Below are 25,117 nucleotides of genomic sequence, written 5' to 3'. Positions count from 1 at the left end.
TCAGCCGACGAAATTAGCTGAAGCCGACCGACATGCCAGGCAGCCCTCAACGCGTTATCCACAGCGAAACCCCCACATCCCTAATGACTTATTGCCAGCCGACGCGCAGTACTTCGAAATATAATCCGGGTCGCCATAGCCTGGGGCGGAAATACGAGGGGTTTGCCAGCGCAGGCTATGGCAACGCTGCGACAATACCACTGCGCCGGCCCAATCGGGCGTGCGCCCTCGCGCGGCGCGCTTTTGCCACCCCGACCCTCACCTCCCTTGGCGTCCTCCCCGACCCAAAACCAAGAGTTATCACGGTAGGAACCTTACATACCTTTTGAATGATCGGGACGCAGTCGAATGACTTCGAGTATCCACCACGCGATCATGTTGCCTGCCGCGGCGTTCGTCAATGCGACCTGTTACGACTGCGCTGGGAGTAAACGGATGGGACAATCTCCCGGTCGATTTCCGGCACCGCGAGCGCGTTGCACACCTTGCGCCACGCCGGCGCACAGATCCGAGGTTCATCGGTGACCGAACAGCTCGACCGAAAAGCCGACACCACACGGCAGCAGATCCTGCGCGCGGCATCGCACCAATTCGCTCGCCGGCCGTACAGCCTGGTCAGCCTCGACGACATCCTGGCCGACGCTGCGGTCACCAAGGGTGCAATGTACTTCCATTTCCGGTCCAAACATGCCCTGGCCTCCGAGATCATCGAGCAGAACGCCCGTGACGGCCGAGCGAGGGTCGACGAAGTCCTCGCGCGTGGCCTGTCAGGGATGGAGACTCTCATCGATGCCATCTACGGTCTCGCGATCGAGGACCTTTCCGACGACGTCGCCAGGGCGGGCTTCAACCTGCTCGAATCGATCGGACGGAGCGAGGGGCTTCATGCTCGGGTGGTCGGCGCCATGGTCTCGGACTTCACGTCGATCGCCGCGCGGGCAATCCATGAGAAAGATGTGATCGAGGGTCTCGATCCCGAGGATGTCGCCAGGCTGCTGGTGGCGCTGTATCTGGGCATTCGCCAGGCGAGCGATATCGACGCCCCCGAACGGTTGCTCCACGACCTCGAGAAGGCATGGAGCCTCGCACTGCCCGGGTTCGCCAACCCGGACCGGCTGGGCTACCTGACGCAGTTCCTCCGACGAAGGACCGGCCTGGCCATCCGCAGGACGACCGCGCGGAAGGCCGAATGATCTATGATCCGCGTTCGGGACAGTCGTCAACCCGCCCGGCAGCACGCAACCCCGGAGGAACGCGGACATGGTGCGCCAAGCCCGATCCGAACTCACCCGGCGCAGGATCCTCCACTCCGCTGTCGAGGTGTTCAGCGAAATCGGTTATCCCGCTGCAGGTCTGGGTGACATCATCGACCGCGCCGAGATGACCAAGGGCGCCCTCTACTATCATTTCGAATCCAAGGAGGCGCTGGCGACCGCCATCATCGCCGAAAGTAGCGCCAACCTGGTGAACGTGTTCCGCACTATCAGCGAATCATCCTCGCCCGCAATGGAGAGCGTCATCCACGGCACCCTCGCTATCGCCGATGTCCTCGAGACCGACCAGCAGGCGCGTGTCGGCGTACAGCTCCTACGGGCGCTGGCTGGGTCCAACAAGGCGGCCGACGACACCTATGCCTCATGGCTCGAGTCGATCGTCGAGATCCTCCGCCAGGCGGGCGCCGAGGAGGATACCCGCCCCGACCTCGATTCCGTCGCCGCCGCCGAAGTGGTCCTCGGGACCCTGCTGGGCGCCGAGCTGCTCTCCGATGCAACATCGGGAGACCTACGGCAGCTGATTACCCACGCCTGGGAGATGCTGCTGCCTTCGGTCGTCAGTGAACAGTCCCTCGACTATTTCCGCGAGTTCCTCTCCCGGGAGGCCCTGCGGCGTCCCCCGCCGGCCGGTGAGGGCTGATCACACTTCGTCTCCGACCGACTCACACCTCTTCGACTCAAACCTCGTCGACCCACAACTGCTCGGTCAGATCCTGGAATGTCGCCAGTGCAACCGGATCGGTACCCCGCAGGAGAGCCGACTTGCTCAACCTGGCCCGCACGATCGACGTATCGCTGTGGACGAGTTCGACGATGAGATCGGCGTTGGCGCGCACGACCGAAACCGCCGATTCATCGACGGGCATGGCGTGGAAGATCTCCGCGAACTTCAGCGACCGAACCGCGTCAGACGAATATCCGAGCATCTCGGCGAATGCCGTGTTGGCAAACACGATGGTGCCGTCCTCGGCGATGGCGAGCACGGGCACCGGCAACCGCTCGAGCACCACCAGCGCAGGCAATTGACTGAGCAAGGCCATCGGGTTCAGTTCATCCTGGCTGTTCTGGCGCCGGTCCACGTGAGCAATTATCGCCCCTTGGCGGCAAACCGGCGCCAAGTTCATGTCGGATCCTCGTAGGTGTTGACCCGACGTCATGTCAGCGCGGTCGATCCCCGAGTCACCGCACCCTCATCACGACACCCGCGGAGCCCCGCGGGCGAACAACCGGCAGCGATATCGCCGCCCCGGCGGCTGACCGCCTACGCTGATCGGAGCATAATTCGCACCCTCGGGAGGTCGCCGATGACGAACCTCGACGCATTGCGCCAGCGCGTGCCGCCTGGCATCTTGCTCACCGATCCCGAGCTGGTCGAGCCGTATCGCCGGGACATGACCGACCTCGTCGACGCGGGCAAGCCCGCAGCCGTCCTGAGGCCTACAAGCACGGCGGAGGTGTCGGCAATCCTGGCCTGGGCCAACGACTCCCGCACCGTCGTCGTTCCCCGCGGAGCTGGTACCGGTTTGTCGGGCGGTGCCGCGGCGCTCGACGGCTGCGTCATCGTGTCCATGGAACGGATGCGCGAAATTCGCGAGATCGACTCCGCCAACCACACCGCTGTCGTGGAGGCCGGCGTGATCAACGCCGACGTCAGCAGGGCCGTCGCCGACACGGGGCTGTTCTATCCCCCGGATCCGGGAAGTTACGAAATATCAACCATCGGTGGGAATCTCGCGACCAACGCCGGCGGTATGCGGTGCGTCAAGTATGGTGTCACCCGCAACAGCGTCCTCGGCCTCGAAGTCGTGCTGGCCGGCGGGCGGATCCTGCACACAGGTGGCACGACGATCAAAGACGTCGCAGGCCTCGACCTGACCCAGCTGTTCGTCGGCTCGGAGGGCACCCTCGGCATCATCACCGCTGCCACATTGCGGCTGCGCCCCTTGCCCGTGGCCACGGCGACATTCGCCGCGACGTTCTCGTCCCTCGACGCGGGCGGACGCGCGCTGGACGCGATACGCGCGACCCGCGTCACGCCGAGCATGCTCGAGATCATGGACAACACTACGATCAACGCGGTGGAGGACTACAAGCGAATGGACCTCGACCGATCCACCGCGCTGCTGCTGATTGGGCAGGCCGACGGACCCGACGCCGGCGGACAGGTCGATCAAATGCTGGCGGCGTGCACGTCGGCGGGCGCCGACCTGGCTGTCGCCGCCGAGGATCCGGAAGAGGCCGATCTCCTCCTGGAGTCCCGCCGTGCCGCCGGATGGGCCCTCACCCAACAGGGAGCCACGGTCGTCGAGGACGTCGCGGTGCCGCGCAGCGCGCTCGGACAGATGATCGCTGCGGTGCCGCGCATCGGCGCTGAGCTCGGCGTCCGCATCGCGACGGTCGGCCACGCCGGCGACGGCAACATCCACCCGATCCTGCTCCTGCCCGACCTGACCGACGGCACCCGAAAGCGCGCCATGCAGGCCGCCGACCGGATCTGTGCGACGGCGATCGCCCTCGGCGGCAGCATCACCGGTGAGCACGGCATCGGTGAGCTCAAGCGTCACTGGCTCCCCGATCAGCTCGACCAGACGGCGCTGGATGTGCAGACGGCCATCAAATGCGCACTCGACCCGAACACGATCCTCAATCCCGGCCGCGGGTTCTGACGGTACCGGCCATGTTGTTCGACAGAATCCACCATGCTGCCATCATCTGTTCGGATTACGCTGTCTCCAAACGGTTTTACACAGAGATCCTGGGATTGACCGTGGTGCGCGAAGTTCACCGTCGCGAACGGGGTTCCTACAAGCTGGATTTGGCGCTGCCCGACGGTGCCCAGATCGAGCTGTTCTCATTCCCCGAGCCGCCCCCGAGGCCGAGCTATCCCGAGGCCTGCGGCCTGCGTCATCTGGCGTTCGTGACTCCTGATCTGGACGCCGCCGTCCGCGACCTGCAGGACAAAGGGGTCTCGGTCGAACCGGTTCGCGTCGACGAACACACCGGACGGCGTTTCACCTTCTTCGCCGACCCCGACGGCCTGCCGCTGGAACTGTACGAGGACTAGCACTCACGCAAGCCACCGGCTTGCGACGGTCAAACCACCAGCACCACCACGGTTCTCGAAACCGATAGCTCGTCACACCCAGGCCGACCTCTCGTCGGCCGTCAGTGCGGGCGCCATAGCGGCGGCCGTGCGCGCGGACTGCAGTCCCGCTTCGATGACAGCCATGACGCCGAGCGCCTCATGCGGCGGCACCGGATTGGGCCCTCCCTCGGCGATCGCCCTCTGCAGGTGCACGTAGTACTGGAGCTGATCGCCCGCCGGTGTCGGCAGGACGCGCGTTTCGCCGGAGCCGTCGAAGAGGACCATGTCATCGGGATCGTCTCCCCACCCCGCACTGCCCGGGGCGATCCCCTCCCGCAGCCGCGCTTCCTGCAGATCACTGCCGCACTTGACCAGCGTTCCCGCGTCGCCGTGCACGATGAACCGGGTGTGGGCGCCCGCCGCGACCATGCTGGCGTGCAGAATCACCCGGCGGCGCTCGTAATCGAGAACGACATGTGCCCAGTCGTCTGTCTGCGATCCGTCGCGCAGCCGGGCCAGGTCGGCGGTGACGCGTGAGGGCAGGCCGAACAACTGCAACACCTGATCGACCAGGTGAGGCCCCAGATCGAACCATAGGCCGCCACCCGGTCCCGCGTTCTCGCGCCAGCGATTCTGTGGGGTCGGCCGAAACCGGTCGATATGGGATTCGAAGTGTTTGACCTCGCCGATCAGACCCGCTCCGATGACCTGCTTGACGCCGAGGTAATCGCTGTCCCAGCGACGGTTCTGGAATACCGAGACGAGCCGTCCGCAGCGTTCGGCCGTCGCGACGATCGACCTGGCGTCGTCCAGCGACAGGGCGAACGGCTTGTCGACTACGACGTGCCGCCCGGCGTTCAAGGCGGCCTCGGCAAGTGGGCGGTGCGTGTCGTTCGGCGAGGCGACGACGACCAGGTCCACTCCGTCGCGCTGCACCAGCTCGTAGGGATCGGCCACGACATCCACATCGGGGTGGTCGGCATGCACATCGGAGGCGCGACGTGAGGCAACGGCGACAAGCCGGAGGCCCGGAGTCGCTGTGATCATCGGGGCGTGAAATACCTTGCCGACGAATCCATATCCGATCAGTCCGACGGTGACCGGTGAGTCAAACGACGACATGCTCATCCCTTCAGTCGGTCTCGGCACGCGCCTGTCAGCCGCGATCTGGTCAACAAGCGGGCCCGACACATTATGGTTAGACGCGCAATCGATGGTGACATGAATGCCCACCCGGATGAGGTTTGCTCAGCACGCACCCGCCGCCCCGACGCTGTCGGCGGTGGACGGTGAAGTGCGCATCGATCACATGTTCTGGGCGTGTCCGGGAGCATCGATGCTTGCTGCGACTCGATCCGGGCTGTGCCCTGCCGTCGGCCCGTCGGTCCGGGCCGGCACCAATCCACCCAGGAGGAGCACCCGATGACGAAGTACGTATTCGATTTCACCGAGGGCGACAAGGATCAGAAGGACCTGCTGGGCGGCAAGGGAGCCAACCTGGCCGAGATGACAAAACTCGGTTTGCCGGTGCCGCCCGGGTTCACCATTTCGACGGTGGCCTGCCGAGAGTACCTGGCACAGGGCAGCGAGCCCGGTGAACTGCGGGTGCAGGTAACGATGGCCTTGCGCCACTTGGAGGACACCATCGGCCGGCGGCTGGGTGACCGCCACGACCCGTTGCTGGTCAGTGTTCGCTCCGGCGCGGCGTTCTCCATGCCGGGAATGATGGAGACGGTGCTCAACATCGGGCTCAACGACGCCAGCGTGAAGGGACTGGCGGAGGAGTCCGGCGACGAGCGCTTCGCCTGGGATTCCTATCGGCGGCTGGTGCAGATGTTCGGCAAGACAGTGCTGGAGATGCCCGGCGAGGTGTTCTCCGATGCGCTGGACAAGGCGAAGTCGACCAAGGGGGTGTCCAGCGACGTCGACCTCGACGTCGAGGATCTCAAGGCGCTGGTCGGCACGTTCAAGGATGCCGTGCGCGAGCATTCCGGGCAGGAGTTCCCGCAGCATCCCCGCGAGCAACTGGATATGGCCATCAACGCGGTCTTCAACTCCTGGAATACCGAGCGGGCGCGGTTGTACCGGCGCCGCGAGCGAATCCCGCAGCACCTGGGGACCGCCGTGAACATCTGCACGATGGTGTTCGGCAACCTGGGCGAGTCCAGCGGCACCGGCGTCGCGTTCACCCGTGACCCCGCCTCCGGCCGGACGGGCGCATACGGGGATTACCTGTCCAACGCCCAGGGCGAGGACGTCGTCGCCGGTATCCGCAACACCCTGTCGCTGGACGATCTGCAGATATTGGACCCGTCCTCGCACCGTCACCTGACGAAGGTGATGCGCCGGCTCGAGACGCACTACCGCGACCTGTGCGACATCGAGTTCACCATCGAACGCGGCAAGCTGTGGATGCTGCAGACCCGCGTCGGCAAACGCACCGCGGCGGCGGCGTTCCGGATCGCCGCGCAGCTGGTCGACGAGGGCATGATCACCATGGACGAGGCGCTCGGCCGGGTGTCCGGGTCTCAGCTGGCCCTGCTGATGTTCCCGCAGTTCGACCGGTCCGCCCCTCGCGAACTGCTGACACGGGGAATGGCCGCCTCCCCCGGGGCGGCGGTGGGTCGAGCGGTATTCGATTCGCCCACCGCCAGGGCCTGGTCCGAGCGCGGCGAGCAGGTCGTGCTGGTGCGCAAGGAAACCAACCCCGACGACCTCGAGGGCATGCTCGCGGCGGCCGGCATCCTCACCGCACGGGGAGGGAAGACTTCGCACGCCGCAGTGGTCGCCCGCGGGATGGGCAAGACCTGCGTGTGCGGTGCCGAGGCACTCGATGTCGACTCCTCGGCCCGCACCGCGCGAGTCGGTGGCATGCTCATCGCCGAGGGTGACGAGATCAGCATCGATGGATCGACCGGTGAGATCTTCCTCGGAGCCATGCCCGTCGTGGCGTCTCCGGTGCAGACCTACATCGAGTCGGGTCTGGCCGCCGCCCTCGACGGAACTGACGACGAGACAGCGGCGCTGGTCGAGGCCGTGGATCGGTTACTGACCCATGCCGACGCCCGGCGGCGCCTCGCGGTTCGCGCGAATGCCGACACCACCGAGGATGCGGCGCGGGCGAAATCCTTTGGTGCACAGGGTATTGGACTGTGTCGCACGGAGCACATGTTCCTCGGCGATCGCAGGGTGCTGATCGAACGGGTGATCCTGGCAGGCACACCCGAGGAACGCGACGACGCGCTGGGTGCACTGTTGACGTTGCAGCGCAAGGACTTCGTCGAACTGCTGGACGCGATGGACGGCCTGCCGGTGAACATCCGGCTGCTGGACCCGCCGCTGCACGAATTCCTGCCGGACCGTACCGAATTGGCCGTCCGGGTGTCTGTCGCGGACGCGAGGGGTGAAACGGGTGCGCAGGTGGACGCGGACCGCAAGGTGCTGGCCGCCGTGGAGAATCTGCACGAGTCGAACCCGATGCTGGGGTTGCGCGGTGTCCGCCTGGGCCTGGTGACGCCTGGGCTGTTCGCGTTGCAGGTCCGCGCGATCGGCGAGGCGGCGTGCGCTCAGATCGCTGCGGGGAAGGATCCGAAGGTCGAGATCATGGTCCCGCTGGTGGGTTCGGTGATGGAGCTGCACCTGGTGCGTGACGAGGCCGAACAGATTCTCGCCGATGTGGCCGCGGACCACGGCGTCACACTGCAGATACCCATCGGCACGATGATCGAGTTGCCGCGCGCGGCGCTGACTGCGCATCGCATCGCCGAGGCAGCGGAGTTCTTCTCCTTCGGCACCAACGACCTGACCCAGACGACATGGGGGTTCTCCCGCGACGACGTCGAATCCTCGTTGTTCGCCACCTACCTGGACAAGGGGGTGTTCACCATCTCCCCGTTCGAGACCATCGACGCCGACGGTGTGGGGCGCCTGGTGCAGATCGCGGCCGAGGAGGGCCGTAGGACCAAACCGGGCCTGAAGCTGGGGGTCTGCGGCGAACACGGCGGCGATCCGGAATCCATCCACTTCTTCCACTCGGTGGGGCTGGACTACGTGTCCTGTTCACCGTTCCGGCTTCCGGTAGCCCGCCTCGAAGCCGGCCGGGCCGCACTGCGCTGACTTAACCGGGTTCCGCCGAGGTCGGCGTGGTGGTGATCTCCGGCGTTGCGACGGGCACGCTCGGTTCAGGCGGCGCCGCGCAACTCGTCGTGGGCGTTTCCTCAGCCGGCGCCATCCCCGGAGTTGTGGTTCCCTCCGCTATCACGCACTCCGTCGACGTCTGTCCCGTGGTGATGTCGGGAGTCGTCGGCGACGGCACAGGTTCGGGCTGTGCACTGCCGACTCCGCTGAACGCCACGCCGAGACCGCCCATCGCGATGGCGGCAGTCGCACCGATACCGGCCGACACCAACTTGATCTTCATCGGTTTCACTGTCACTCTCCATTCCCGCTGCTGCTCAGCCGCCACACCGGTCACGGTCACACCCCGCCGCGCCTCGGATGGACCGACCTGACACGGGCGCCAAGGCTTCAGCCTCCATCGACTGCGATAGCTCCAACCCTCGGGTAACCGGCACGGCGCGCTGCCAAACACCTCGCACCGCAACATGGTCAACCCGCCCGGGTGGGCACACCGCTGAGCTGCGATAACGCTTGCTCACCTGGCAACGGTGGTGGCGGGGGCGTGACGACCGCGTTCGCCCTCCACCCGCGCACCCGCGACTTCTGCGCTGCGGCTGTGCCCGCCCCGCGGCAGCACGACCCTGCGGCAGAAATCGACGCGCTCGGCGCAAGCGGTAACGTGCCAGCGACGCTGTGCAAATCTCCGCTGACCGGTGCACGGCGCGGAGTACCGTTTGGTGGCCCGCGACGCCGAGGAACATCGCAGTTGGGGGACCCGCCTGACCGATCCGTGCGAAACGTGGACATAGAACAGGTTGGCTCCGCCCCCTCGCATCGGAGTCGCATCCTGCCGTTTGCCACGGCTATTCGCCCCGCAAGATCGGAACAACCGTGAGGGCGCGCGCCAATGCATGCGTAAGCGCCCGGATGTCGAGATGGCGCTCAAAGAAGTAGACGAGGTAGATCGCCAGGTTCGCGACAATGGCGTCTCCGACGTTGCAGCGAACGTCGAGCCGTTGTGCGGCCGACGGCTTGATCAACTGGGTCGACATGATGCGCTACGTTCGGCGGCTCACTACCACGCGGCCGCCGAGTTTCGGGTATGGCTCATCGACCCGGTGAACCTCGCCACGACTCGCTCGGGGTGGGGCCCGCTGAAGGCGGATCCCGCGGTGGACCATCGCACCCTGGCGATCGCCGTGAACGCCCGGAATCGTTGTGGCCTGGATCCGATGCTTGTGGGCAACATCATCACGACGCTGAACCTGGACCTGCGGCGCGGGGAGGCTGTCGGTACGATCGCCGAACGCATTCGCCAGAAGGTGGACCACTCTTCGAAGGCGCCTTCCCGTCCTACTGCACGCCGTTGATTAATCTCCCCGATGCCGGACTCGGTGCCCTGATGGAAGGTGCCGACGGCCGCGGCCTGGTCTTTCGGATGGCATTGCCGCCCAAGGAATTCATAGCCATGTCGAACCCCGAGATTCAGCGGCACATGCACCGGTTCCGGCGCGCGGGCGACAACATTCCACGACTGCACCGTGAGGTTGACGGCTGACGGATGGGTGTCGTGCTCTCGGCGCACTGGCCTTAGCACTCAGGCATCGATCGCGATGGCGACCTCGTTGCGGCGTCGGAACGGGATGGTCCACGGAGGGTCGTACAGCCATGTGGTGGGCTCGCCGACAGGGGCGAATCCGGTCGCGCGCAGCGTCTCGAGGAGCTGCTCGGTGCGCTTGGCGACGGCGCCGGGCCTGCGGTCCCCGCTGAATCGCAGAACGGCCACTGACTCGGCCGGCAGTCTGACGAGGCGGATTCGCTCGTCGTCCGGCGCAGGCAACGTGTCCATCGTCCATTCCGCCGGCATGTGGAAACGAATCAGCCAGCCTTCCTCTCCGCGAGACGTTTGGGCGACGGGCGCGGTCATCGCGATCCTCTGACCGGTCCGGCGGTCCACCTGTTCTGCGACCGGTGCGGTCATCGCGATCCGGCGGTTTTGGTGGTTGCCCCCGAAGATGTAGCCGGCCAGCCGCCGGAACCCCGCATTGCGCGCCGCCTCTTCGGTTGCCGTGACGGTGGTTTCGGCGGCGATTCGCGGGCCGTATCGACGGATCTCCACCCCGTCGATCAGCGGCTTGACGGTGTAACCGGGTTCTTCGATGCCAACACGAACGCCCACCACCATCATCGCTGACTCGACGAGTTGGCTGACCACCGTTCGGAATCGGTACAACATGCTGCAGACCCTTTCGTGTGTCGCGGCCAAGCACCGCGACGTGCCGGCATAGCCCGTCGGCGATGCGCAGAGCGCAGGCGGCGAGCGTCCTCTACGCCGGTTATTCGGAGCCATCGCCACTGCGGATGGGTGCGGGCCACACAACGAACCCGGCAGATTTCACCCGCTGCGTGTCCCATCCGGAACCGTCCGGGCAACGAATACCGCTTGACCGATTGGTCGAGGGCCGGCCCCACTGCCGGTCGAGAAGGAACAGAAGGGAAGCAGGTCATGAGAAACACGAAACGTGCCGCCATTGCGGCGGGTGCGGTGGCGGTCGCAGCGTCGGGGTTGCTGTCGTTGACTTCGGCGACCGCCCTGGCCGCTCCGGTCGGCCCGGGATGCGCCGCCTACGTCGCACAGGTGCCCATGGGGCCCGGTTCGGTGGCGGGCATGGCCGCGGAACCGGTGGCGGTCGCGGCGTCGAACAATCCGTTGCTGACGACCCTTACCGCCGCCCTGTCGGGACAGCTCAATCCCAACGTCAATCTGGTCGACACGCTCAACGGCGGCGAGTTCACGGTGTTCGCGCCGACCAACGATGCGTTCGCCAAGATCCCGCCCGCTACCATCGATTCGCTCAAGACCGACTCGGCGACGCTGACGAAGATCCTCACCTATCACGTGGTGCCGGGTCGCGTTGACCCGCAGAAGATCAACGGGACCCACAAGACGGTGGAGGGCGGCACGGTGACGGTGACGGGGCCCCCGGACGCGCTCGAGGTCAACGGTGCATCGGTGATCTGCGGTGGCGTGAGCACGGCCAACGCGACTGTCTATCTGATCGACAGCGTGCTGATGCCACCGGCCCACTGAGCCACGATCGTGCCGGCTCGGAGATCTCGAACCCCGACGCCGCGGCCATCGCCGAACGCCCGGCACGCGAGATCTTCGAAGTCGGCATCGTGCGGTGCACCACCGGCTGGATGTCGCCATCTCTACGTCAGCGATATTGGATGAGGAGCCATGCGCGTTCTCGTACCGTCGAGGACATGACCATTCCGCGCGGCCTGGACATGGTTCGGGAGAAGACGGGACGCGGCTTGTTCGCCCTGGTTGCCGGTCCGGACGGGCCGGCGAATCGAGCGAGCGTTCACGACACCCCCGGCCCGCGCTGGTTCGCCGATGACCGGCCCATCCGGCGGGTACATGCCGACGCCGCGATGTTCGTCGGCGGACTGCGGGCGTTGCTGCTGCAGTCGCTGCACCCGTCGGCCATGGCCGCCGTGGCCGACCACTCCGACTATCGGGCCGATCCGTGGGGGCGGCTGCAGCGCACCAGCACATTCCTGGCCGTGACGACGTATGGCCCCGCCGTGGAGGCCCAGAGGGCCGTCGATCGGGTCCGCGGAATTCACCGGCGTGTGCGCGGGGTCGCACCCGACGGCACCCCGTACCATGCGGCGGATCCACACCTGCTGGAGTGGGTGCACATCGCCGAGGTGGACAGCTTCCTGCTCGCCCATCAGCGTTATGGAGCCGCTCCATTGGACCAGTCGGGCCGCGACGGGTATGTGGCCGACACCGCCCGCATCGCGACGGCGTTGGGCGTTGCCGACCCACCCCGCACCGAACGTGCACTGGCCGAACGTATTACGGCCTATCGCACGGAGCTGCGCGGCACTCCCGCCGCCCGGGACGCTGCCCGTTTCCTGCTGCTTACCCCGCCCCTGCCCCTGGTCGCGCGTGCGCCCTACGGGCTGCTGGCCACCACTGCGGCGGCGTTGCTGCCCGCTTGGGCCCGGCTGCCGTTGCTGCTGCCCTATTGTCCCCCGGTGGAAACCACCGTGATCAGAGTGGCCGGACGGGTGCTCGTCGGTGGGATTCGCTGGGCCATGAGTGAAGACCGTCAACGGTGACACGGTGCAGCCCTAGCCCATCATCGGTGACGAGCGGCCTCCTGGGCGAGCTGCACGCGTGAGGTGAGCCCGAGTTTGGCGTACACATGGGTGAGGTGCGTCGCCACCGTGCGCGGGGAGACAAAGAGGCGGGTCGCGATGTCTTTGTTGCCGATTCCTTCGCTGACGAGTCGGACCACGTCGCGCTCTGTGGGTGTCAACGAGGCCCAGCCACTGCTCGGGCGTTTCCGTTCGCCGCGGCCGCGCTGCACATAGGCGATGGCCTCGGTGACGGACAGCGCGAAGCCCTCGGCCCAGGCCGATTCAAACTCGTTGTCGGTCAGGGTATTACGAACCAGCGCGACCGACGATTGGTACCCGTCGTCGTAAACCTTGAACCGAACGATACCCATACTGCGACGCAACGCAGATGCCGCACCGAAGAGCCGGGCAGCTTCGAGGTGACTGCCGGCATCGGCGGCCAGGCCCGCCAGGCATTCCAGGGCCTCCGGTGTCGTCGGGTGGGCGTCGACCAACACTGCCACGGCGAGCGCCTCATGAGCGTCACGCTCGGCCTGACCGGGGTCGCCCTGGGCGAGTGCCACGCGGGCCCTTGTGAGCAGGGCAATCGCCTGGTTGACACCCCTCGCCACGGCCACGGTTTCATCCGCGTAGCGTCGAGCGATCATGAGATCGCCACGGGCGAGCGCGATTTCGGCGATGGGGTTCACGTTGGCGCCCGGTATGCGAATATCACCCATCTTCCGGTGGGCCCGCTCACTGGCCTCGGCTGCAGCCTCGACGTCACCCCCGGCCAACGCGGCACGGGCCAGCGGCGAAAGCCCGACACCCTCGATGAATCCGCCGAAGTCCGCACCCAGCCCAGCAGCGCCGGCGGCGGCCTCCCGTGCGGCATCGGGGTCACCGAGATACGCCAGCGCGTGGGCGAGGTGGGAAAGTGCCGCGAGCTGACCGAATGGATCGTGTGCCGCCTCCGCCTCGGTGACCAGTTCACGTAACTGTGTGACCCCTGCCGCAAACTCGCCCTGCAGGAGTCGGGCCGTGGCGATCCCCCAGAACCGACACATCCGGGAGATGAAGTGGTCCCCGATCTCGTCAGCGAGGCGGTATCCCTCCGCTCCGGCTTGCAGTGCTGCATGTGGATCGCCCGCGGTGGTCGCCACGAAAGCCAGCCACCACAACACCTGGCTCAACCTCCACTTGTCACCTGCGTCCCGGGCGACCCCGAGCGCCTCGTATAGGTATGGCCGCGCCACCTCCGAGTCGAAGACAGCGGTGCTGCCGCAGGCGATGAGCGCCCGCAACAGCAGTGCGGGCTCGCCGGTTTCGCGCGCAACGGTCAACGTTTGCTCGAGGAGATTCGCATCGTTGGGGGCCGAGATCACCGACATCAGCACCGCCTGGTCGGCGAACGCCCGGGCACGCGTCGCGCGGGTGCCACTGGCGACCGCGTGATCCATGTCGGCCTGCAGAGCGTAGAACCAGGACAACCCCTCCACGATCCGCCCACCTGACAACCACAGCGGCTGCAAGCAGGACACCAGCCACAAGCACTGATCGAAGTCCCGGTTCTCACGACTCCACGCAAAGGCGGCCCGCAGATTGTCGATATCGTCGACCAGCTTCTCCAACTGCAAGTGGCGGCCCGCGGAGACCGACTCGTCCAACGATGCCGCCATGGCGGTGTAGTGGTCGCGGTGTCGGTGTCGAATCTGGTCGGCCTCACCGGATTCGCCGAGCTTTTCCAGCGCATACTGGCGCACCGTCTCCATCAGCCGGTATCGCGTTCGGCCACTTGAATTCTCGGCCACCACGAGGGACTTGTCGGCCAGCAGTGTCAGCAGATCGAGGATCTGGTGCGGGAGTAATTCGCTGTCACCGGCCACTGCTTGGGCCGCGTGCAGGTCGAACCCGCCCAGGAATACGGAGAGTCGGCGGAACACCACCTTCTCTGGTTCCGTCAGCAGGGCATGCGACCAGTCGACGGAGGCGCGCAGCGTCTGCTGGCGACGCACCGCTGTCCGCGCTCCTCCGGTGAGCAGGCGAAAACGATCGTGGAGGCTGCCGAGGAGCTCGAGTGGTGACAGGGCGCGGACCCGTGCCGCGGCTAATTCGAGGGCCAGCGGCATGCCATCGAGGCGCTGGCAGATCTCGAGGAGAACAGCGGTGTCCTCGGTGTTGGTGGCGAAATCGCGCCTGACGTGCCGAGCGCGATCGGTGAACAACTCGATCGCTTCGTCCGCCAGTGATAGCGGTGGCACCCGCCAGACCGCTTCGCCAGGGATCCCGATCGGCTCGCGGCTGGTCGCCAGGATCGTCAATGCCGGGCATCGGTCGAGCAGCGCCGTCGTGAGCTCAGCGGTCGCGGTGATGAGATGTTCGCAGTTGTCCAGCACGATGAGCATCGTCCGGTCGCCGACGAAGCTCGCCACGGTCTCCGTTGCGGTCCAGCCCGGTTGGTCGGGCAGACCCAGCACACGCGCGGCGGCAACGGGAGTCAGCGCAGGGTCGGCGATGGGCGCCAGGTCGACGTAGCACACCCCGTCGCGGTATTCGGCCGTCACATCGGCTGCAACGTGAACGGCCAATCGGGTCTTGCCGATGCCACCGGCGCCCGTCAGGGTGATCAGCCGCTCCTGCGCGAGCAGCCCACGCACCTCGGCCAGCTGCGCCACCCGGCCGACGAAGGTTGTCAGTTGGGTCGGAAGGCCTTGAGATCCCTGGGATTCCGATGTCCGCAACGGCGGGAAATCGTTGTGCAAGTCGGAATGGCACAGCTGCAGCACATGTTCCGGGCGGGGCATATCACGAATCCGGTGGACACCCAGATCGGCCAGCCACCCGTCCCCCGGAAGTCGCTCTGCGACAAGACCTCCCGTGGTTGCCGACAGCACCGTCTGGCCGCCGTGGGCCAGGTCCCGCAGTCGCCCGGTCCGGTTGATGGTCGGCCCGATGTAGTTGCCTTCCGATCCGGATGGGTCGCGCAGCTGCACCTCGCCGGTGTGGATCCCGATGCGCAACCGGATCGGCGCCAGCGGTGCCCGCTGCAACGCCAGCGCACACGCCACCGCATCCGATGCCCGGCTGAAAGCAATGACGAAGCTGTCGCCCTCACCCTGCTCGACAGGGCGGGCACCGTGATGTGCGATCACCACTTCAGCAAGCGTCCTGTCCAACCGCTCGACGGCCGCGGTCATCTCCTGAGCGTGGGTCTGCCAGAGCCGCGTCGAGGCTTCGACGTCGGCCAGCAAGAACGTCACCGTTCCCGTCGGAACAAGCTCATTCACGTCCGGATCGCTCCACTTCAGCGGGCCAACCTCGCTCATGCTAGCCAGCGTCCATCAACTAACAGCCGCGAACATCAGCACATGGTCGTAGATCTGCCGCGATATACGACGTCGGCGAGGAATATCTACGTCCTTTGACCGACGGTCTGGGCGCCGGGACGCTCCATCCTGAACTCGCCTCGTCCACTCGCGAGAAATAGGTGGTAGATCTCATGACATTGCCTCCCCGCCGCGTCGCCTTGACCGCGATGGCCCTTCGCCGACGGCTCAATCAGCTCGCCGACGCCCTGGTACCACCCGAGGTCGCGATCAACGACATCGGCACCTTTATGGGCGCCACCCAGGTGGCCGGCGCCTTCGCCGAACTGGGCATCGCCGACGTGGTCGGTGACGGCGCGTTCACCGCTGCGCAGATCGCCGCGCGGCTCGGCATCGATGCCGATGTCACACACCGGCTGCTGCGGACCGCGTCCAGCTTCGGAGTGTGCCGGATGAATTCGCGAACTGGGGCGGTCTCGCTCACCCGCACCGGTCGTCTCCTGAGGTCCGACCATCCGCACTCCCTGCGTGGATGGGTAATGGCTCTGGGATCCCGTGTGCAGACCGAAGCGTGGACGGGTTTGGCCGACTCCGCGCGAACCGGCCAGAGCGCATTCGAAGCAGTGCACGGCATGTCGATATGGGATTGGTTCGACACACACCCCACCGATGCGCGCGTGTTCGACGAAGCGATGCGCTGCGCCACCACAATCAACGCCGACCTCGTCACGGCCGCCTACCCGTGGCCGGACAGCGGTGTGATCTGCGATGTCGGCGGCGGTGTCGGAACGCTGCTGTCGGCGGTCATCGCCTCATCCGCCGACCTGCGCGGTGTGCTCGTCGACGGCCCGGGCGTCATCGCCCGAGCCGGCACCTTCCTGACAGCATGCGGCCTCCACGACCGGATCGACGCGGTGGTCGGGGACATATTCGGCGTCATCCCGGCGACAGCGGACGTCTACCTGCTCAAGGACGTTCTGCACGATTGGGACGACGAACACTGCCGCAAGATCCTCAGCACCGTGGCGGCCGCAATGCCCAGCGGTAGCCGGGTGGTGCTCGTCGAGATCCTCCAGCAACCCAACAAGCCAAACCCGCTGGCGCCCTGGGTCGATCTATTGATGCTGACCCAGACCGATGGTGGCCGGCAGCGCTCGGTCGACGAACTCGCCACCCTGTTGACCGATGCCGGATTGCACCCCACCGACACCGTGCGTCACGCCATCCCGCACGACCTGATCGAAGCGGTCAAGCCCTAGTTCTCGACACCGAAACGGAGGCTCCATGCCACCCACACCCCTCAACCGCGACGAGATCGTCGCCCGCAACCTCGCCACGGTCGCCGACCACTTTGCCAACGAGAATCCCGATGGCATCGCACGTGTCATAGCGGGCTACGCCGACGATGCCATGTGGGAAGGACCCGCCCGCGGGATTGTGATCAAAGACAAAGCTGAAGTGTGCAAGGCATAGTTGGAGCTCTTTCCAGTCGATTCGCGCCGACAACGAGGCCTAAGGGAGGCCTAAGGGGATTCGAACCCATGACCCACAATGCCAATGTGAAAACGTCTGTGCTGCAGCGTGCCAAAGCATCGACGGTGTATCGGGCATTGCCCGCGATGCGTCTCTGTGCCGCGGTGTGTCGGACATGCATGCCGCTGACTAACAAGCACGGCGAAACCGAAGTACTTCACAAGCCAGTCCCTAGCGGATGCCCAGCAACCAATCGTGAGCGCACACAACGCATCCGCACGCGCCGCTGCCCCTTGGACGGCACGATTCTGGCTTTCGCTGACACTTCCCCGTGGCCATATTTGGTGGGATCGTATCTGTAGACCTCCGTAGTCGGGACCTACACGGGCGTCACGGCAGCCGAGGCGCAGTATCAATTGATCCACACCGGGAGAAGCGATGAACGCATCCCACACCGGCTCCAACCCCTACGCCCTGTCGACTCACGTCACCGCCGACCGCAACGCCTACCACGTCAGCGTCGACGCCGGCCCGTACCACGTTGCATATGCCGACGTCCGGCCCAGCCGGTCCGCCGTCGAACTCATCATCGACGTCGCGACCGGGAACCCGTCGCCCCGCCTACGCCGCCGCCTCATCGACGCGGTGTTCGACCTCGACGTCATGCGCACCCCTCGCACCTTGTTGGCCACCCTGCCCCTCGGTGACGTCGACCTACTCGACTACGTGGCCCAACACTGCGCCAACGTTGACACGAGGGCGGCCGGGCATAGCTGCCTGGTTGACGGGCGGCTTCTGGGATAACGATGCCGCTCATCGCGTCGTCCGTGCCGTGTCGGGCACACAGACAGTGACCGCCTGCTCCTTGATACGGACCTTCAGTTGTCTCGTCGAGCCCCGGGCGCCGCCGTCGAGTTCGTAGGGCATGCGGCGGGACAACCGGATATCGATCCGCCGGCCCGGGGTGGTGGACAGGAACCGGGACTGATCGGCATCGCCCCGTACCGCGCGGCCTGCAAGCCGTGCCCAGTCGCTGAGCCGTTCAGCATGCAGCACAGCGATATCCAAACGGCCGTCGGATGGGTCGGCCTCATGCAGCAGGGTGATACCGCCGAACAGGTCACCGACGTTGCCGACGAGGACACACGGCGTCGAGCCAGCGAACCAGAGCCGGTCATCCACGCACACCTCGGCATCCACGGCGGCGCGCTTCAGGTTCTTCAGACCCGCATAGACATAGGCGGCGCGGCCAAGGCGGTCCTTCATGCGCCGCGAGGCATCCTCGATCATCAGCGCGTCGAAACCAACCCCGGCCATCACGCCGAACCGCTCGCCGTTGAAGCTGCCCACATCGATGCGCCTGCGCACGCCACCCAGAGCCGCGTCGAGCGCACCGCTGAGGTCCTGTGGAATGTCGAGATTGCTCGCGAACAGGTTCGATGTTCCTGCCGGCAGGACTGCGATCGGCACGTCCGGCATCGTCTTGCGGGCCACGGTGTCCAGTGCGCGCTGGACGGTGCCGTCGCCACCCCACAGCAGCAACAGGTCAGGCTCGGTGGCGATGGCGGCGCGGACCGCGCCCGGCACCTGCTTGCTCTTCATCACCTCGCGCCAGACCACCTCGGCCTGCCCGCGGCGCCGCAATTCGGTGCGTAACTCCTGCAGGCCGCCGCCAAGCGATTTCTTGGCGTGAGCCACCACGGCGACCTTCACAGGCCGGGAATGCCCACATTTCAAGATCAGTACACGCCGATCTTCCTGCCGCTGCTGGCGGAACGCCCTCGGCGTCACGGCATTTGCGGGGGTGGGCCGGGTCGCCCCGAGGCGCATCGTTGTGGAGCCCACCGCTACCGCGGTCGTGGTCGGGTGGACGATACTGGCCGTTAGGGCGGCGAGGAGGTGGGTGGGTGAGCGGAATCGAGCACTGGCTCCTCACGAGGGCGCAACGGGGTAACCCCGCATCGTCACTGGCGGCCTGGTGTGCGGGCAACCGGGTGGAGCCGCTGGTGCACGGCGCCGCCTACTTCGACCGTCTGGTCACCGAGGTCGAAGCGCTGGGGCGCGACGATCACCTGTTCTTCACCGACTGGCGCGGCGACCCCGATGAGCTGATGCGGCCGGGCGGTCCGACGATCGGCAGTCTGCTCTGCACCGCGGCCGAGCGGGGTGTGGTGGTCAAGGGCCTGGTGTGGCGCTCGCACCTGGACAAGTTGCAGTTCAGCGAGGAAGAGAACCAGCATCTCGGTGAGGAGATCGAGGAGGCCGGCGGCGAAGTGCTGCTCGACCAGCGGGTCCGTCTCGGCGGCTCGCACCATCAAAAGCTGGTCGTGCTGCGGCACCCTCACGCACCGGAGCGTGATGTGGCGTTCGTCGGCGGCATCGACCTCTGCCATTCCCGCCGCGATGACGCTTCGCACGAGGGTGATCCACAGCCGATCGAGATGAGCGCGCGGTACGGCCCGAACCCGCCGTGGCACGATGTGCAGCTGGCCCTCCACGGACCGGTCGTCGGCGCAGTGGACACCACGTTTCGGGAACGGTGGAACGATCCGGCGCCACCGGCCGGCTGCCGCGGCAGCCGGCCGACCCACCATCGTGTGGACCGCATGTCGTGCAGGTGTTGCGCACCTATCCCCAGGCGCGTGGTGTCTACGATTTCGCGCCGCACGGCGAACGCAGCGTCGCGCGCGGCTACCGCAAGGCGATCAGGCGGGCCAGGCGGCTGATCTACTTGGAGGACCAGTATCTGTGGTCGACAGAGGTCGCCGAACTGTTCGCGAATGCCCTGCGCGACAATCCCGCCCTGCACGTCGTCGCCGTTGTTCCGCGCTACCCAGACGTGGACGGCCGACTGTCGTTGAGTCCCAACCTGATCGGCCGCCAGCAGGCCCTGGACGTGTGCCGGCGCGCCGGGGGTGATCGGGTGCACGTCTATGACGTCGAAAACCCGCACGGCACGCCGGTTTACGTGCACGCCAAGGTCTGCGTCATCGACGACGTTTGGGCCTGTGTCGGCAGCGACAACTTCAACCGCCGCTCGTGGACGCACGACAGCGAGCTGTCCTGTGGCGTGCTCGACGACACCTGCGACGGCCGGGAGCCCCACGACCCGGCCGGGAACGGTGATGGCGCACGGGTGTTCGCACGCGAACTGCGGCTGAGGCTGCTGCGTGAACACTTGGACCGGTGCAGCGATGACGGTCTCATCGACCCGGCGGCGGCAGTATCGACGATCGCCGCGTCGGCGCTGGCGTTGGAGCACTGGCATGTGTCGGGGAAGGCCGGACCGCGTCCGCCTGGACGGCTCCGTCCCCACCGGCCCGAGCGGTTGAGATGGCGGACGCGGCTGTGGGCGGTGCCGGCTTACCGGCTGATCTATGACCCGGACGGACGGTCATACCGGAAGCGGCTGTTCACCTGAAAATTGGCCGACCAACTTGGTGATTCGCGACGCCGGCGCGTCGGTCGTGATTCGGGCACCGGCATCGGCTGCGCAATCCAACGCCGCAACCACGTCGGCGTGGCTGTACGCACCGCCTTGACAGTTTGCGCCCTTAGGCGCTAGGAGTCGCTCCCTGGCACCCAGGGCTAATGCTTGGCTCCGGCAGGAGCTCGTCGAGCGCCTCCGCTCTGAGGTGCCCACGCCGATCCAGCAGTTCGTCGATGCGGAACATCCATAGCGCGACCCCGGCGAAATCTTCCTCGGACCGTGCCCTTTTCAGCTGCTGGTGGGCGTAGAAGATGTGGCTGTCGAGCGCGGAACCCAGGGTAATCATCTTGCGTCCTTTCGATCGTCGCGTCCGCAAGTTCGGCTGCGTTCGCCGGTGACTCCCATCCCACGCCGCCCCTGCCTCTCGAAGGGTTTTGAAGGAATCCGGCCCAATTGATGATCCAGCCGGCCAACCGCGGCGCGCGGGTGAAATGCTTCTGCTTGAGCAGAACTCATCCGTTCGATCACGATGTGGAAGCACATCTACGGAATGCCCCGCCAGCCGGCGCTTACACGTCTGGTGTGGTCTCAAACAGCGCACAGCTCTGGAGCCGCGCGATAGAACCCGGTTCAGATCGCAGGCAATGAGTTTTCCATTTCTCCGTCAGACGTGACGTGGTCCCTCTGGGCAGACGCGACCTGCGAGCACGTCCAAGCTGTCGAGCACCATCGTGGTAAGCAAATGCGAGGCTAGGCCGCCCTACGCCGCGCCGCTTGACCGTCTGCACGGCGCACTACCGAAGCGGTGCGTTTAACGCGACGTTGGTGCGGTGCGCCCGAGTATCGAGCCGGATGGACAACGGGATGATCAGCCACAGAACGGTGAAACTCAGCGCGGCACCGGCACCCGCGATGATGGCACCCGCAGTACCGGCGACTACGTCGAATATCAGTACGGTCACTCCAGTCATGGCCAGTCCAAGGAGTAGCAAACCGGCGTACGCACAGCGGTGTGCACCCGACACCAAAATTCTGAGCCGATGCTGACGGAACAGGATCCGGTGCATCGCAACCGGCGCGATCAACAGCACGGTTGATCCGACCGCGCAAGCCACCGTGGCCAGGTAGAGGGCACGCATGGCAGCGTCAAGCAGGTCGAACCGCGGTTGAAACGGCATTATCAACAGGAACCCTGTGAGCAGCTGAACGCCGGTCTGCACGACGCGTAGCTCCTGTAGCAGGCTGGCCCAATTGCGGTCCAGCCGTTCGGTTTCAGTCTCTCGCCGTTCGCGCCGATCCCAGGGCTGGTCATCCTTTAGATGATCAACATCGATGTTGACGATTTCCTCACCGTCGGACATTCCGGCAGACTGCATGGTCACTTCGGTTCACCACATATCGACTCGCAGGGGGTCGGTCAGAGACCCATCCCGACGGAACCCCAGACGCCACAGGTTCCCCGGGCAACTGCGCCGACGCTCTTCCCGTCGTGCGTGTCGGAGTTCACGCCACCCACACTCCTTAAATCGGGACTACGCCGAATACCCCGCCGGCGCTGGGACGAAACGTCTTGAGCGAAAAGCGCAGCATCGGCGGGTGGACTCAACGTGGCCAGTCGGCACCGTCCACGATGGCGGCACCCATATTCCTTTCCATCATGCGCAGGGCCGCATGGCTGAGTTCGGAGTCGATGTGAGCCACTGCATCGCATGGTACGACCACCTCGAAATGGCGGATGTAGGCGTCCAAGGCGCTATACAGAATGCACTGCTCGGTGACTTGTCCGGTCAGCACAACCCGCCGGGTGTTCAACTGACGCAACAGGTAGTCCAGCGACGTCGCGTACCCGAGGACGCACTGTTTCCGACGCTGCCCACCAAGGCGCACAACGCCGGCGTACTCAACCATCAGGTCGCCGGCCGCCGATATTGGCGCGTTTGCTCAGCGATTTGGCGCAGCGAGATATCTCAGATATCGAGGATCACCACATGGAGCGAGATCTCACCATGGAAATGGAGAACCGCATCGCGAAGAAGGCGCCATTCTCGGCCGATTTCGGCACTCAACAGCTCGGTCCGCCGTCGGGCTACACATGCCCGGATTGCAACGGCTCCCTGGTGTCGTTGAGCACCGCGGGCTTCCGGTGCCGGGTCGGGCACGCGTGGACCGGCGAGGCGCTGCTGAATGCGCGCGACACCGAGATCGAGGGTGCTTTGTGGGGCGGTCCGCAGCCTTCAGGAGAAGTCCAGGCTGGCGCGGCACCTGGCCGAAACCGTGACCTCCGGGATGTTCGCCGAGCGCTACCGGGCGACGGCCGAGGAGACCGAACACGCACTGGCCGTATTGACCGAACGGCTCGCGGTGACCGGTCCCTGGCATGGAGAGGACGATGCCTGACCCCCGCTCGATGATCCACATCGCGGAGCTACCACTGGGACCCGCGGCCCTGCTTGTCGCCGCGGGCACGCTCGACCCGGACCTACCGCGAACTTCGTGACACGATCATCAAGGCCGCCCTCGACGAGCCCATCGCAGTGGTGGTCGACGTCAGCGGCCTGGCGGTGCCGTGGCCCTCGGCATGGTCGGTGTTCACCAGTGCGCGTTGGCATGTCAGTATCTGGCCCGACGTCCCCGTCCTTCTGGTGTGCACCAACGAAACCGGGCGCGCCGCAATCTCGGCCAACGGTGTAAGCCGCTACGTCCCCGGTGTACACGTCGCGGGAGGAGGCCTTTCGTGCATTCGCCGAGAGGAACGGCCGCACCTGGCGGCGCGCCCGCGCCGAACTGCCGATGACGCCGGACAGCTCCGCACTGGCGCGCGCGCTGGTGCGCCATTGGCTCACAGCCTGGGGCCTGGAGGAGTTGACGACGACGGCCACCACTGTGGTGTCGGTCTTCGTGGACAACGTGCTCGAGCACACCGACGGCGCCCTGTCGCTGATCGTGGAGAGCAGCGGTGACACGTCCACCATCGCGGTGGAGGACCACAGCCAAGTGCCGGTCAGCCGCCACGAGGACGGCTGCTGGGGCGCCGAGGCGGTGCACGGATTGTCGCTAGTCGCCGCGCTGTGCCGGGCGTGGGGCAGCATGCCGACACCCAGCGGCAAGACGGTCTGGGCGGTGGTCGGTGCTGAGAGCGCGCTGTGAGCGCGAGTAGTGTGCAGATTCTCGTAATGCCCTGACGGACTGGACATCATGGACGACGCCACCGACGAAGCTTTCGAAGCCCTGTTGCGTTAGATGCGGGACGCCCGCAGTTCGACTTCACGGGCTACAAGCGGACGTCGTTGATGCGCCGTGTCCGTCACCGCATGGATCACGCGGGATACAACACCTTCGAGGAGTACCTCGACGTTCTGCAGGCCAGCTCCGACGAATTTGCCTCGCTGTTCAACACCATTCTGATCAATGTCACGGCCTTCTTCCGGGATAGGCGCGCACCGCGTCCTACGAGGCGCCAAGGCCGTCGAATCGGTGCCGCCCGATCTGCTGAGCCTCTACTTCGGGCAGGTCAACGGACGGTATGTGTTTCACAAGGACCTACGCCGTGGGGTGATATTCGGACGCAACGACCTGGTCAAAGACGCGCCGCTCTCGCGCGTGGACCTGCTGGTGTGCCGCAATACGCTGATGTACCTCAACGCAGAGACACAGCGAAATGTGTTGGGCCGCCTGCATTTCGGGCTCGCGGCCCATGGCACGCTGCTCCTCGGGCACGCCGAGATGCTGCTGAGCCACAGCGACCCACTCAACCTCAAGCACCGCATCTTCCGAAAGGTTGTGGGTCCCCAGAATGCAACCAACCGCTACGATCCCGCCGCCTTCTACGACCGGTATTGCGATCTGCCCGGGTTGACCACCGTGCGCGAGCTGGCATTCCGGGCCAGCCCCGTGGCGCAGATCGTTGTCACCGGTGACGACACCGTCGCCATGATCAATATGCAGGCGGAAACCGTTTTTCGGGCTCTCCGCACGTGACATCGGCCGACTTCTGCGCGACCTCGAGGTGTCATATCGGCCGGTCGAGCTGCGTGCCTTCATCGAGCAGGCCAAGGTGGAGCGCCGCCCCGCGCGCATCCAGGACGTGAAGTGGCAGCGCCCCGGCACCGACACGGTCTGGTTCGAGATCCATGTCAACCCGCTCGTCGATAGCGACAATGGGCTGCTCGGCGTGTCGATCGTGTTCTTCGACGTGACGGCCACCCGCGCACTGCTCGACAAGGTCGTGCAGACCAACCGGCGACTCGAAACGGCCTACGAGTGCTCGCGTGAACAC

General features: G+C 65.9%; 20 protein-coding genes and 4 pseudogenes. 16 read left to right on the top strand and 8 right to left on the bottom strand.

Annotated features, from left to right (window positions below):
* Window positions 1-521 precede the first annotated feature (521 nt).
* Together ADBZ6K_RS17575 and ADBZ6K_RS17570 are read left to right on the top strand one after the other, a co-directional pair.
* Window positions 522-1,193, top strand: coding sequence for a TetR family transcriptional regulator (locus tag ADBZ6K_RS17575; RefSeq protein WP_526348954.1), 672 nt, complete (start codon window positions 522-524; stop codon window positions 1,191-1,193).
* A 67-nt stretch (window positions 1,194-1,260) separates the two neighbouring features.
* Entirely contained in the window at window positions 1,261-1,914 is a 654-nt protein-coding gene (locus tag ADBZ6K_RS17570; RefSeq protein ID WP_526348952.1) for a ScbR family autoregulator-binding transcription factor, read from the top strand.
* 37 nt (window positions 1,915-1,951) lie between these two features.
* On the opposite strand, the gene ADBZ6K_RS17565 is transcribed toward ADBZ6K_RS17570, so the two are convergent.
* Window positions 1,952-2,353 (bottom strand): PAS domain S-box protein, encoded by a 402-nt coding sequence (locus ADBZ6K_RS17565; RefSeq protein ID WP_526348950.1) that lies wholly within the window; start codon window positions 2,351-2,353, stop codon window positions 1,952-1,954.
* Between the two features lie 225 nt (window positions 2,354-2,578).
* Between ADBZ6K_RS17565 and ADBZ6K_RS17560 the strand changes: the two genes are divergently transcribed.
* A complete protein-coding gene (locus ADBZ6K_RS17560) occupies window positions 2,579-3,940 on the top strand; it encodes an FAD-binding oxidoreductase (protein ID WP_526348948.1) in 1,362 nt (453 codons plus the stop codon).
* Window positions 3,941-3,951: 11 nt separating this feature from the next.
* Window positions 3,952-4,338 (top strand): SMU1112c/YaeR family gloxylase I-like metalloprotein, encoded by a 387-nt coding sequence (gene gloA2, locus ADBZ6K_RS17555; protein ID WP_526348946.1) that lies wholly within the window; start codon window positions 3,952-3,954, stop codon window positions 4,336-4,338.
* Between the two features lie 72 nt (window positions 4,339-4,410).
* Here the strand turns inward: gloA2 and ADBZ6K_RS17550 are convergent, their stop codons facing one another.
* On the bottom strand, window positions 4,411-5,481 hold the full coding sequence (locus tag ADBZ6K_RS17550; protein WP_526348944.1) for a Gfo/Idh/MocA family protein: 1,071 nt from the start codon (window positions 5,479-5,481) through the stop codon (window positions 4,411-4,413).
* A gap of 300 nt (window positions 5,482-5,781) precedes the next feature.
* Between ADBZ6K_RS17550 and ppdK the strand changes: the two genes are divergently transcribed.
* A complete protein-coding gene (gene ppdK / locus ADBZ6K_RS17545) occupies window positions 5,782-8,475 on the top strand; it encodes a pyruvate, phosphate dikinase (protein ID WP_526348942.1) in 2,694 nt (897 codons plus the stop codon).
* 1 nt (window position 8,476) lies between these two features.
* Here the strand turns inward: ppdK and ADBZ6K_RS17540 are convergent, their stop codons facing one another.
* A complete protein-coding gene (locus ADBZ6K_RS17540) occupies window positions 8,477-8,779 on the bottom strand; it encodes a hypothetical protein (RefSeq protein ID WP_526348940.1) in 303 nt (100 codons plus the stop codon).
* 634 nt (window positions 8,780-9,413) lie between these two features.
* Here ADBZ6K_RS17540 and ADBZ6K_RS17535 point away from each other — a divergent pair.
* Both ADBZ6K_RS17535 and ADBZ6K_RS17530 read left to right on the top strand, forming a co-directional pair.
* Window positions 9,414-9,848, top strand: coding sequence for a hypothetical protein (locus ADBZ6K_RS17535; RefSeq protein ID WP_526348938.1), 435 nt, complete (start codon window positions 9,414-9,416; stop codon window positions 9,846-9,848).
* The gene (locus ADBZ6K_RS17530) at window positions 9,845-10,036 is read left to right on the top strand and encodes a hypothetical protein (RefSeq protein ID WP_526348936.1); all 192 of its coding nucleotides are present in this window, start codon (window positions 9,845-9,847) and stop codon (window positions 10,034-10,036) included. Before ADBZ6K_RS17535 ends, ADBZ6K_RS17530 begins: the two co-directional genes overlap by 4 nt.
* A gap of 39 nt (window positions 10,037-10,075) precedes the next feature.
* On the opposite strand, the gene ADBZ6K_RS17525 is transcribed toward ADBZ6K_RS17530, so the two are convergent.
* On the bottom strand, window positions 10,076-10,714 hold the full coding sequence (locus ADBZ6K_RS17525) for a heme-binding protein (RefSeq protein ID WP_526348934.1): 639 nt from the start codon (window positions 10,712-10,714) through the stop codon (window positions 10,076-10,078).
* A 270-nt stretch (window positions 10,715-10,984) separates the two neighbouring features.
* Here ADBZ6K_RS17525 and ADBZ6K_RS17520 point away from each other — a divergent pair, with 270 nt between their 5' ends.
* Entirely contained in the window at window positions 10,985-11,569 is a 585-nt protein-coding gene (locus tag ADBZ6K_RS17520; protein ID WP_526348932.1) for a fasciclin domain-containing protein, read from the top strand.
* Window positions 11,570-11,745: 176 nt separating this feature from the next.
* Window positions 11,746-12,612, top strand: a complete 867-nt coding sequence (locus tag ADBZ6K_RS17515; RefSeq protein ID WP_526348930.1) for an oxygenase MpaB family protein — start codon at window positions 11,746-11,748, stop codon at window positions 12,610-12,612.
* Between the two features lie 20 nt (window positions 12,613-12,632).
* On the opposite strand, the gene ADBZ6K_RS17510 is transcribed toward ADBZ6K_RS17515, so the two are convergent.
* The gene (locus ADBZ6K_RS17510) at window positions 12,633-15,938 is read right to left on the bottom strand and encodes a LuxR C-terminal-related transcriptional regulator (protein WP_526348928.1); all 3,306 of its coding nucleotides are present in this window, start codon (window positions 15,936-15,938) and stop codon (window positions 12,633-12,635) included.
* A gap of 173 nt (window positions 15,939-16,111) precedes the next feature.
* Here ADBZ6K_RS17510 and ADBZ6K_RS17505 point away from each other — a divergent pair, with 173 nt between their 5' ends.
* The 3 genes from ADBZ6K_RS17505 to ADBZ6K_RS17495 all read left to right on the top strand — a co-directional run bounded on the left by ADBZ6K_RS17505 (window position 16,112) and on the right by ADBZ6K_RS17495 (window position 18,215).
* A complete protein-coding gene (locus tag ADBZ6K_RS17505; protein WP_526348926.1) occupies window positions 16,112-17,197 on the top strand; it encodes a methyltransferase in 1,086 nt (361 codons plus the stop codon).
* A 25-nt stretch (window positions 17,198-17,222) separates the two neighbouring features.
* Window positions 17,223-17,411: a hypothetical protein gene (locus tag ADBZ6K_RS17500; RefSeq protein WP_526348924.1), complete on the top strand. Its 189-nt coding sequence runs from the start codon at window positions 17,223-17,225 to the stop codon at window positions 17,409-17,411.
* Window positions 17,412-17,849: 438 nt separating this feature from the next.
* Window positions 17,850-18,215: a hypothetical protein gene (locus tag ADBZ6K_RS17495; protein ID WP_526348922.1), complete on the top strand. Its 366-nt coding sequence runs from the start codon at window positions 17,850-17,852 to the stop codon at window positions 18,213-18,215.
* Between the two features lie 9 nt (window positions 18,216-18,224).
* Here the strand turns inward: ADBZ6K_RS17495 and ADBZ6K_RS17490 are convergent, their stop codons facing one another.
* Window positions 18,225-19,124, bottom strand: coding sequence for a diacylglycerol/lipid kinase family protein (locus tag ADBZ6K_RS17490; protein WP_526348920.1), 900 nt, complete (start codon window positions 19,122-19,124; stop codon window positions 18,225-18,227).
* 194 nt (window positions 19,125-19,318) lie between these two features.
* Between ADBZ6K_RS17490 and ADBZ6K_RS17485 the strand changes: the two are divergent.
* Window positions 19,319-20,832, top strand: a pseudogene (locus ADBZ6K_RS17485) (phospholipase D family protein).
* An 803-nt stretch (window positions 20,833-21,635) separates the two neighbouring features.
* Here ADBZ6K_RS17485 and ADBZ6K_RS17480 read toward each other — a convergent pair.
* Window positions 21,636-22,175: a DUF6328 family protein gene (locus tag ADBZ6K_RS17480; protein WP_526349089.1), complete on the bottom strand. Its 540-nt coding sequence runs from the start codon at window positions 22,173-22,175 to the stop codon at window positions 21,636-21,638.
* A gap of 268 nt (window positions 22,176-22,443) precedes the next feature.
* A pseudogene (locus ADBZ6K_RS17475) lies at window positions 22,444-22,686 on the bottom strand (cysteine hydrolase family protein); the annotation flags it as partial.
* Between the two features lie 363 nt (window positions 22,687-23,049).
* Between ADBZ6K_RS17475 and ADBZ6K_RS17470 the strand changes: the two are divergent.
* From ADBZ6K_RS17470 to ADBZ6K_RS17460, 3 genes and pseudogenes are all read left to right on the top strand, one after another.
* A complete protein-coding gene (locus ADBZ6K_RS17470) occupies window positions 23,050-23,238 on the top strand; it encodes a hypothetical protein (RefSeq protein WP_526348918.1) in 189 nt (62 codons plus the stop codon).
* 642 nt (window positions 23,239-23,880) lie between these two features.
* Window positions 23,881-23,988: pseudogene (locus ADBZ6K_RS17465) on the top strand (sulfate transporter); the annotation flags it as partial.
* A gap of 93 nt (window positions 23,989-24,081) precedes the next feature.
* A pseudogene (locus tag ADBZ6K_RS17460) lies at window positions 24,082-25,102 on the top strand (CheR family methyltransferase); the annotation flags it as partial.
* Window positions 25,103-25,117 lie beyond the last annotated feature (15 nt).

This window comes from Mycobacterium sp., assembly GCF_044223235.1.
Lineage (GTDB): Bacteria > Actinomycetota > Actinomycetes > Mycobacteriales > Mycobacteriaceae > Mycobacterium.
Note: the sequence above shows the minus strand (reverse complement) of the source record. Positions and strands in the feature narration are given on the sequence as shown.

What these genes read in the sequence shown, in the direction of transcription:
- ADBZ6K_RS17570 (WP_526348952.1), top strand. Translation starts at nt 1,261, where the DNA reads ATGGTGCGCCAAGCCCGATCCGAACTCACCCGGCGCAGGATCCTCCAC.
- ADBZ6K_RS17510 (WP_526348928.1), bottom strand. Translation starts at nt 15,938, where the DNA reads ATGAGCGAGGTTGGCCCGCTGAAGTGGAGCGATCCGGACGTGAATGAG.
- ADBZ6K_RS17515 (WP_526348930.1), top strand. Translation starts at nt 11,746, where the DNA reads ATGACCATTCCGCGCGGCCTGGACATGGTTCGGGAGAAGACGGGACGC.
- ADBZ6K_RS17505 (WP_526348926.1), top strand. Translation starts at nt 16,112, where the DNA reads ATGACATTGCCTCCCCGCCGCGTCGCCTTGACCGCGATGGCCCTTCGC.
- ADBZ6K_RS17520 (WP_526348932.1), top strand. Translation starts at nt 10,985, where the DNA reads ATGAGAAACACGAAACGTGCCGCCATTGCGGCGGGTGCGGTGGCGGTC.
- ADBZ6K_RS17550 (WP_526348944.1), bottom strand. Translation starts at nt 5,481, where the DNA reads ATGTCGTCGTTTGACTCACCGGTCACCGTCGGACTGATCGGATATGGA.
- gloA2 (WP_526348946.1), top strand. Translation starts at nt 3,952, where the DNA reads ATGTTGTTCGACAGAATCCACCATGCTGCCATCATCTGTTCGGATTAC.
- ADBZ6K_RS17540 (WP_526348940.1), bottom strand. Translation starts at nt 8,779, where the DNA reads ATGAAGATCAAGTTGGTGTCGGCCGGTATCGGTGCGACTGCCGCCATC.
- ppdK (WP_526348942.1), top strand. Translation starts at nt 5,782, where the DNA reads ATGACGAAGTACGTATTCGATTTCACCGAGGGCGACAAGGATCAGAAG.
- ADBZ6K_RS17525 (WP_526348934.1), bottom strand. Translation starts at nt 10,714, where the DNA reads ATGTTGTACCGATTCCGAACGGTGGTCAGCCAACTCGTCGAGTCAGCG.
- ADBZ6K_RS17535 (WP_526348938.1), top strand. Translation starts at nt 9,414, where the DNA reads ATGGCGCTCAAAGAAGTAGACGAGGTAGATCGCCAGGTTCGCGACAAT.
- ADBZ6K_RS17500 (WP_526348924.1), top strand. Translation starts at nt 17,223, where the DNA reads ATGCCACCCACACCCCTCAACCGCGACGAGATCGTCGCCCGCAACCTC.
- ADBZ6K_RS17495 (WP_526348922.1), top strand. Translation starts at nt 17,850, where the DNA reads ATGAACGCATCCCACACCGGCTCCAACCCCTACGCCCTGTCGACTCAC.
- ADBZ6K_RS17560 (WP_526348948.1), top strand. Translation starts at nt 2,579, where the DNA reads ATGACGAACCTCGACGCATTGCGCCAGCGCGTGCCGCCTGGCATCTTG.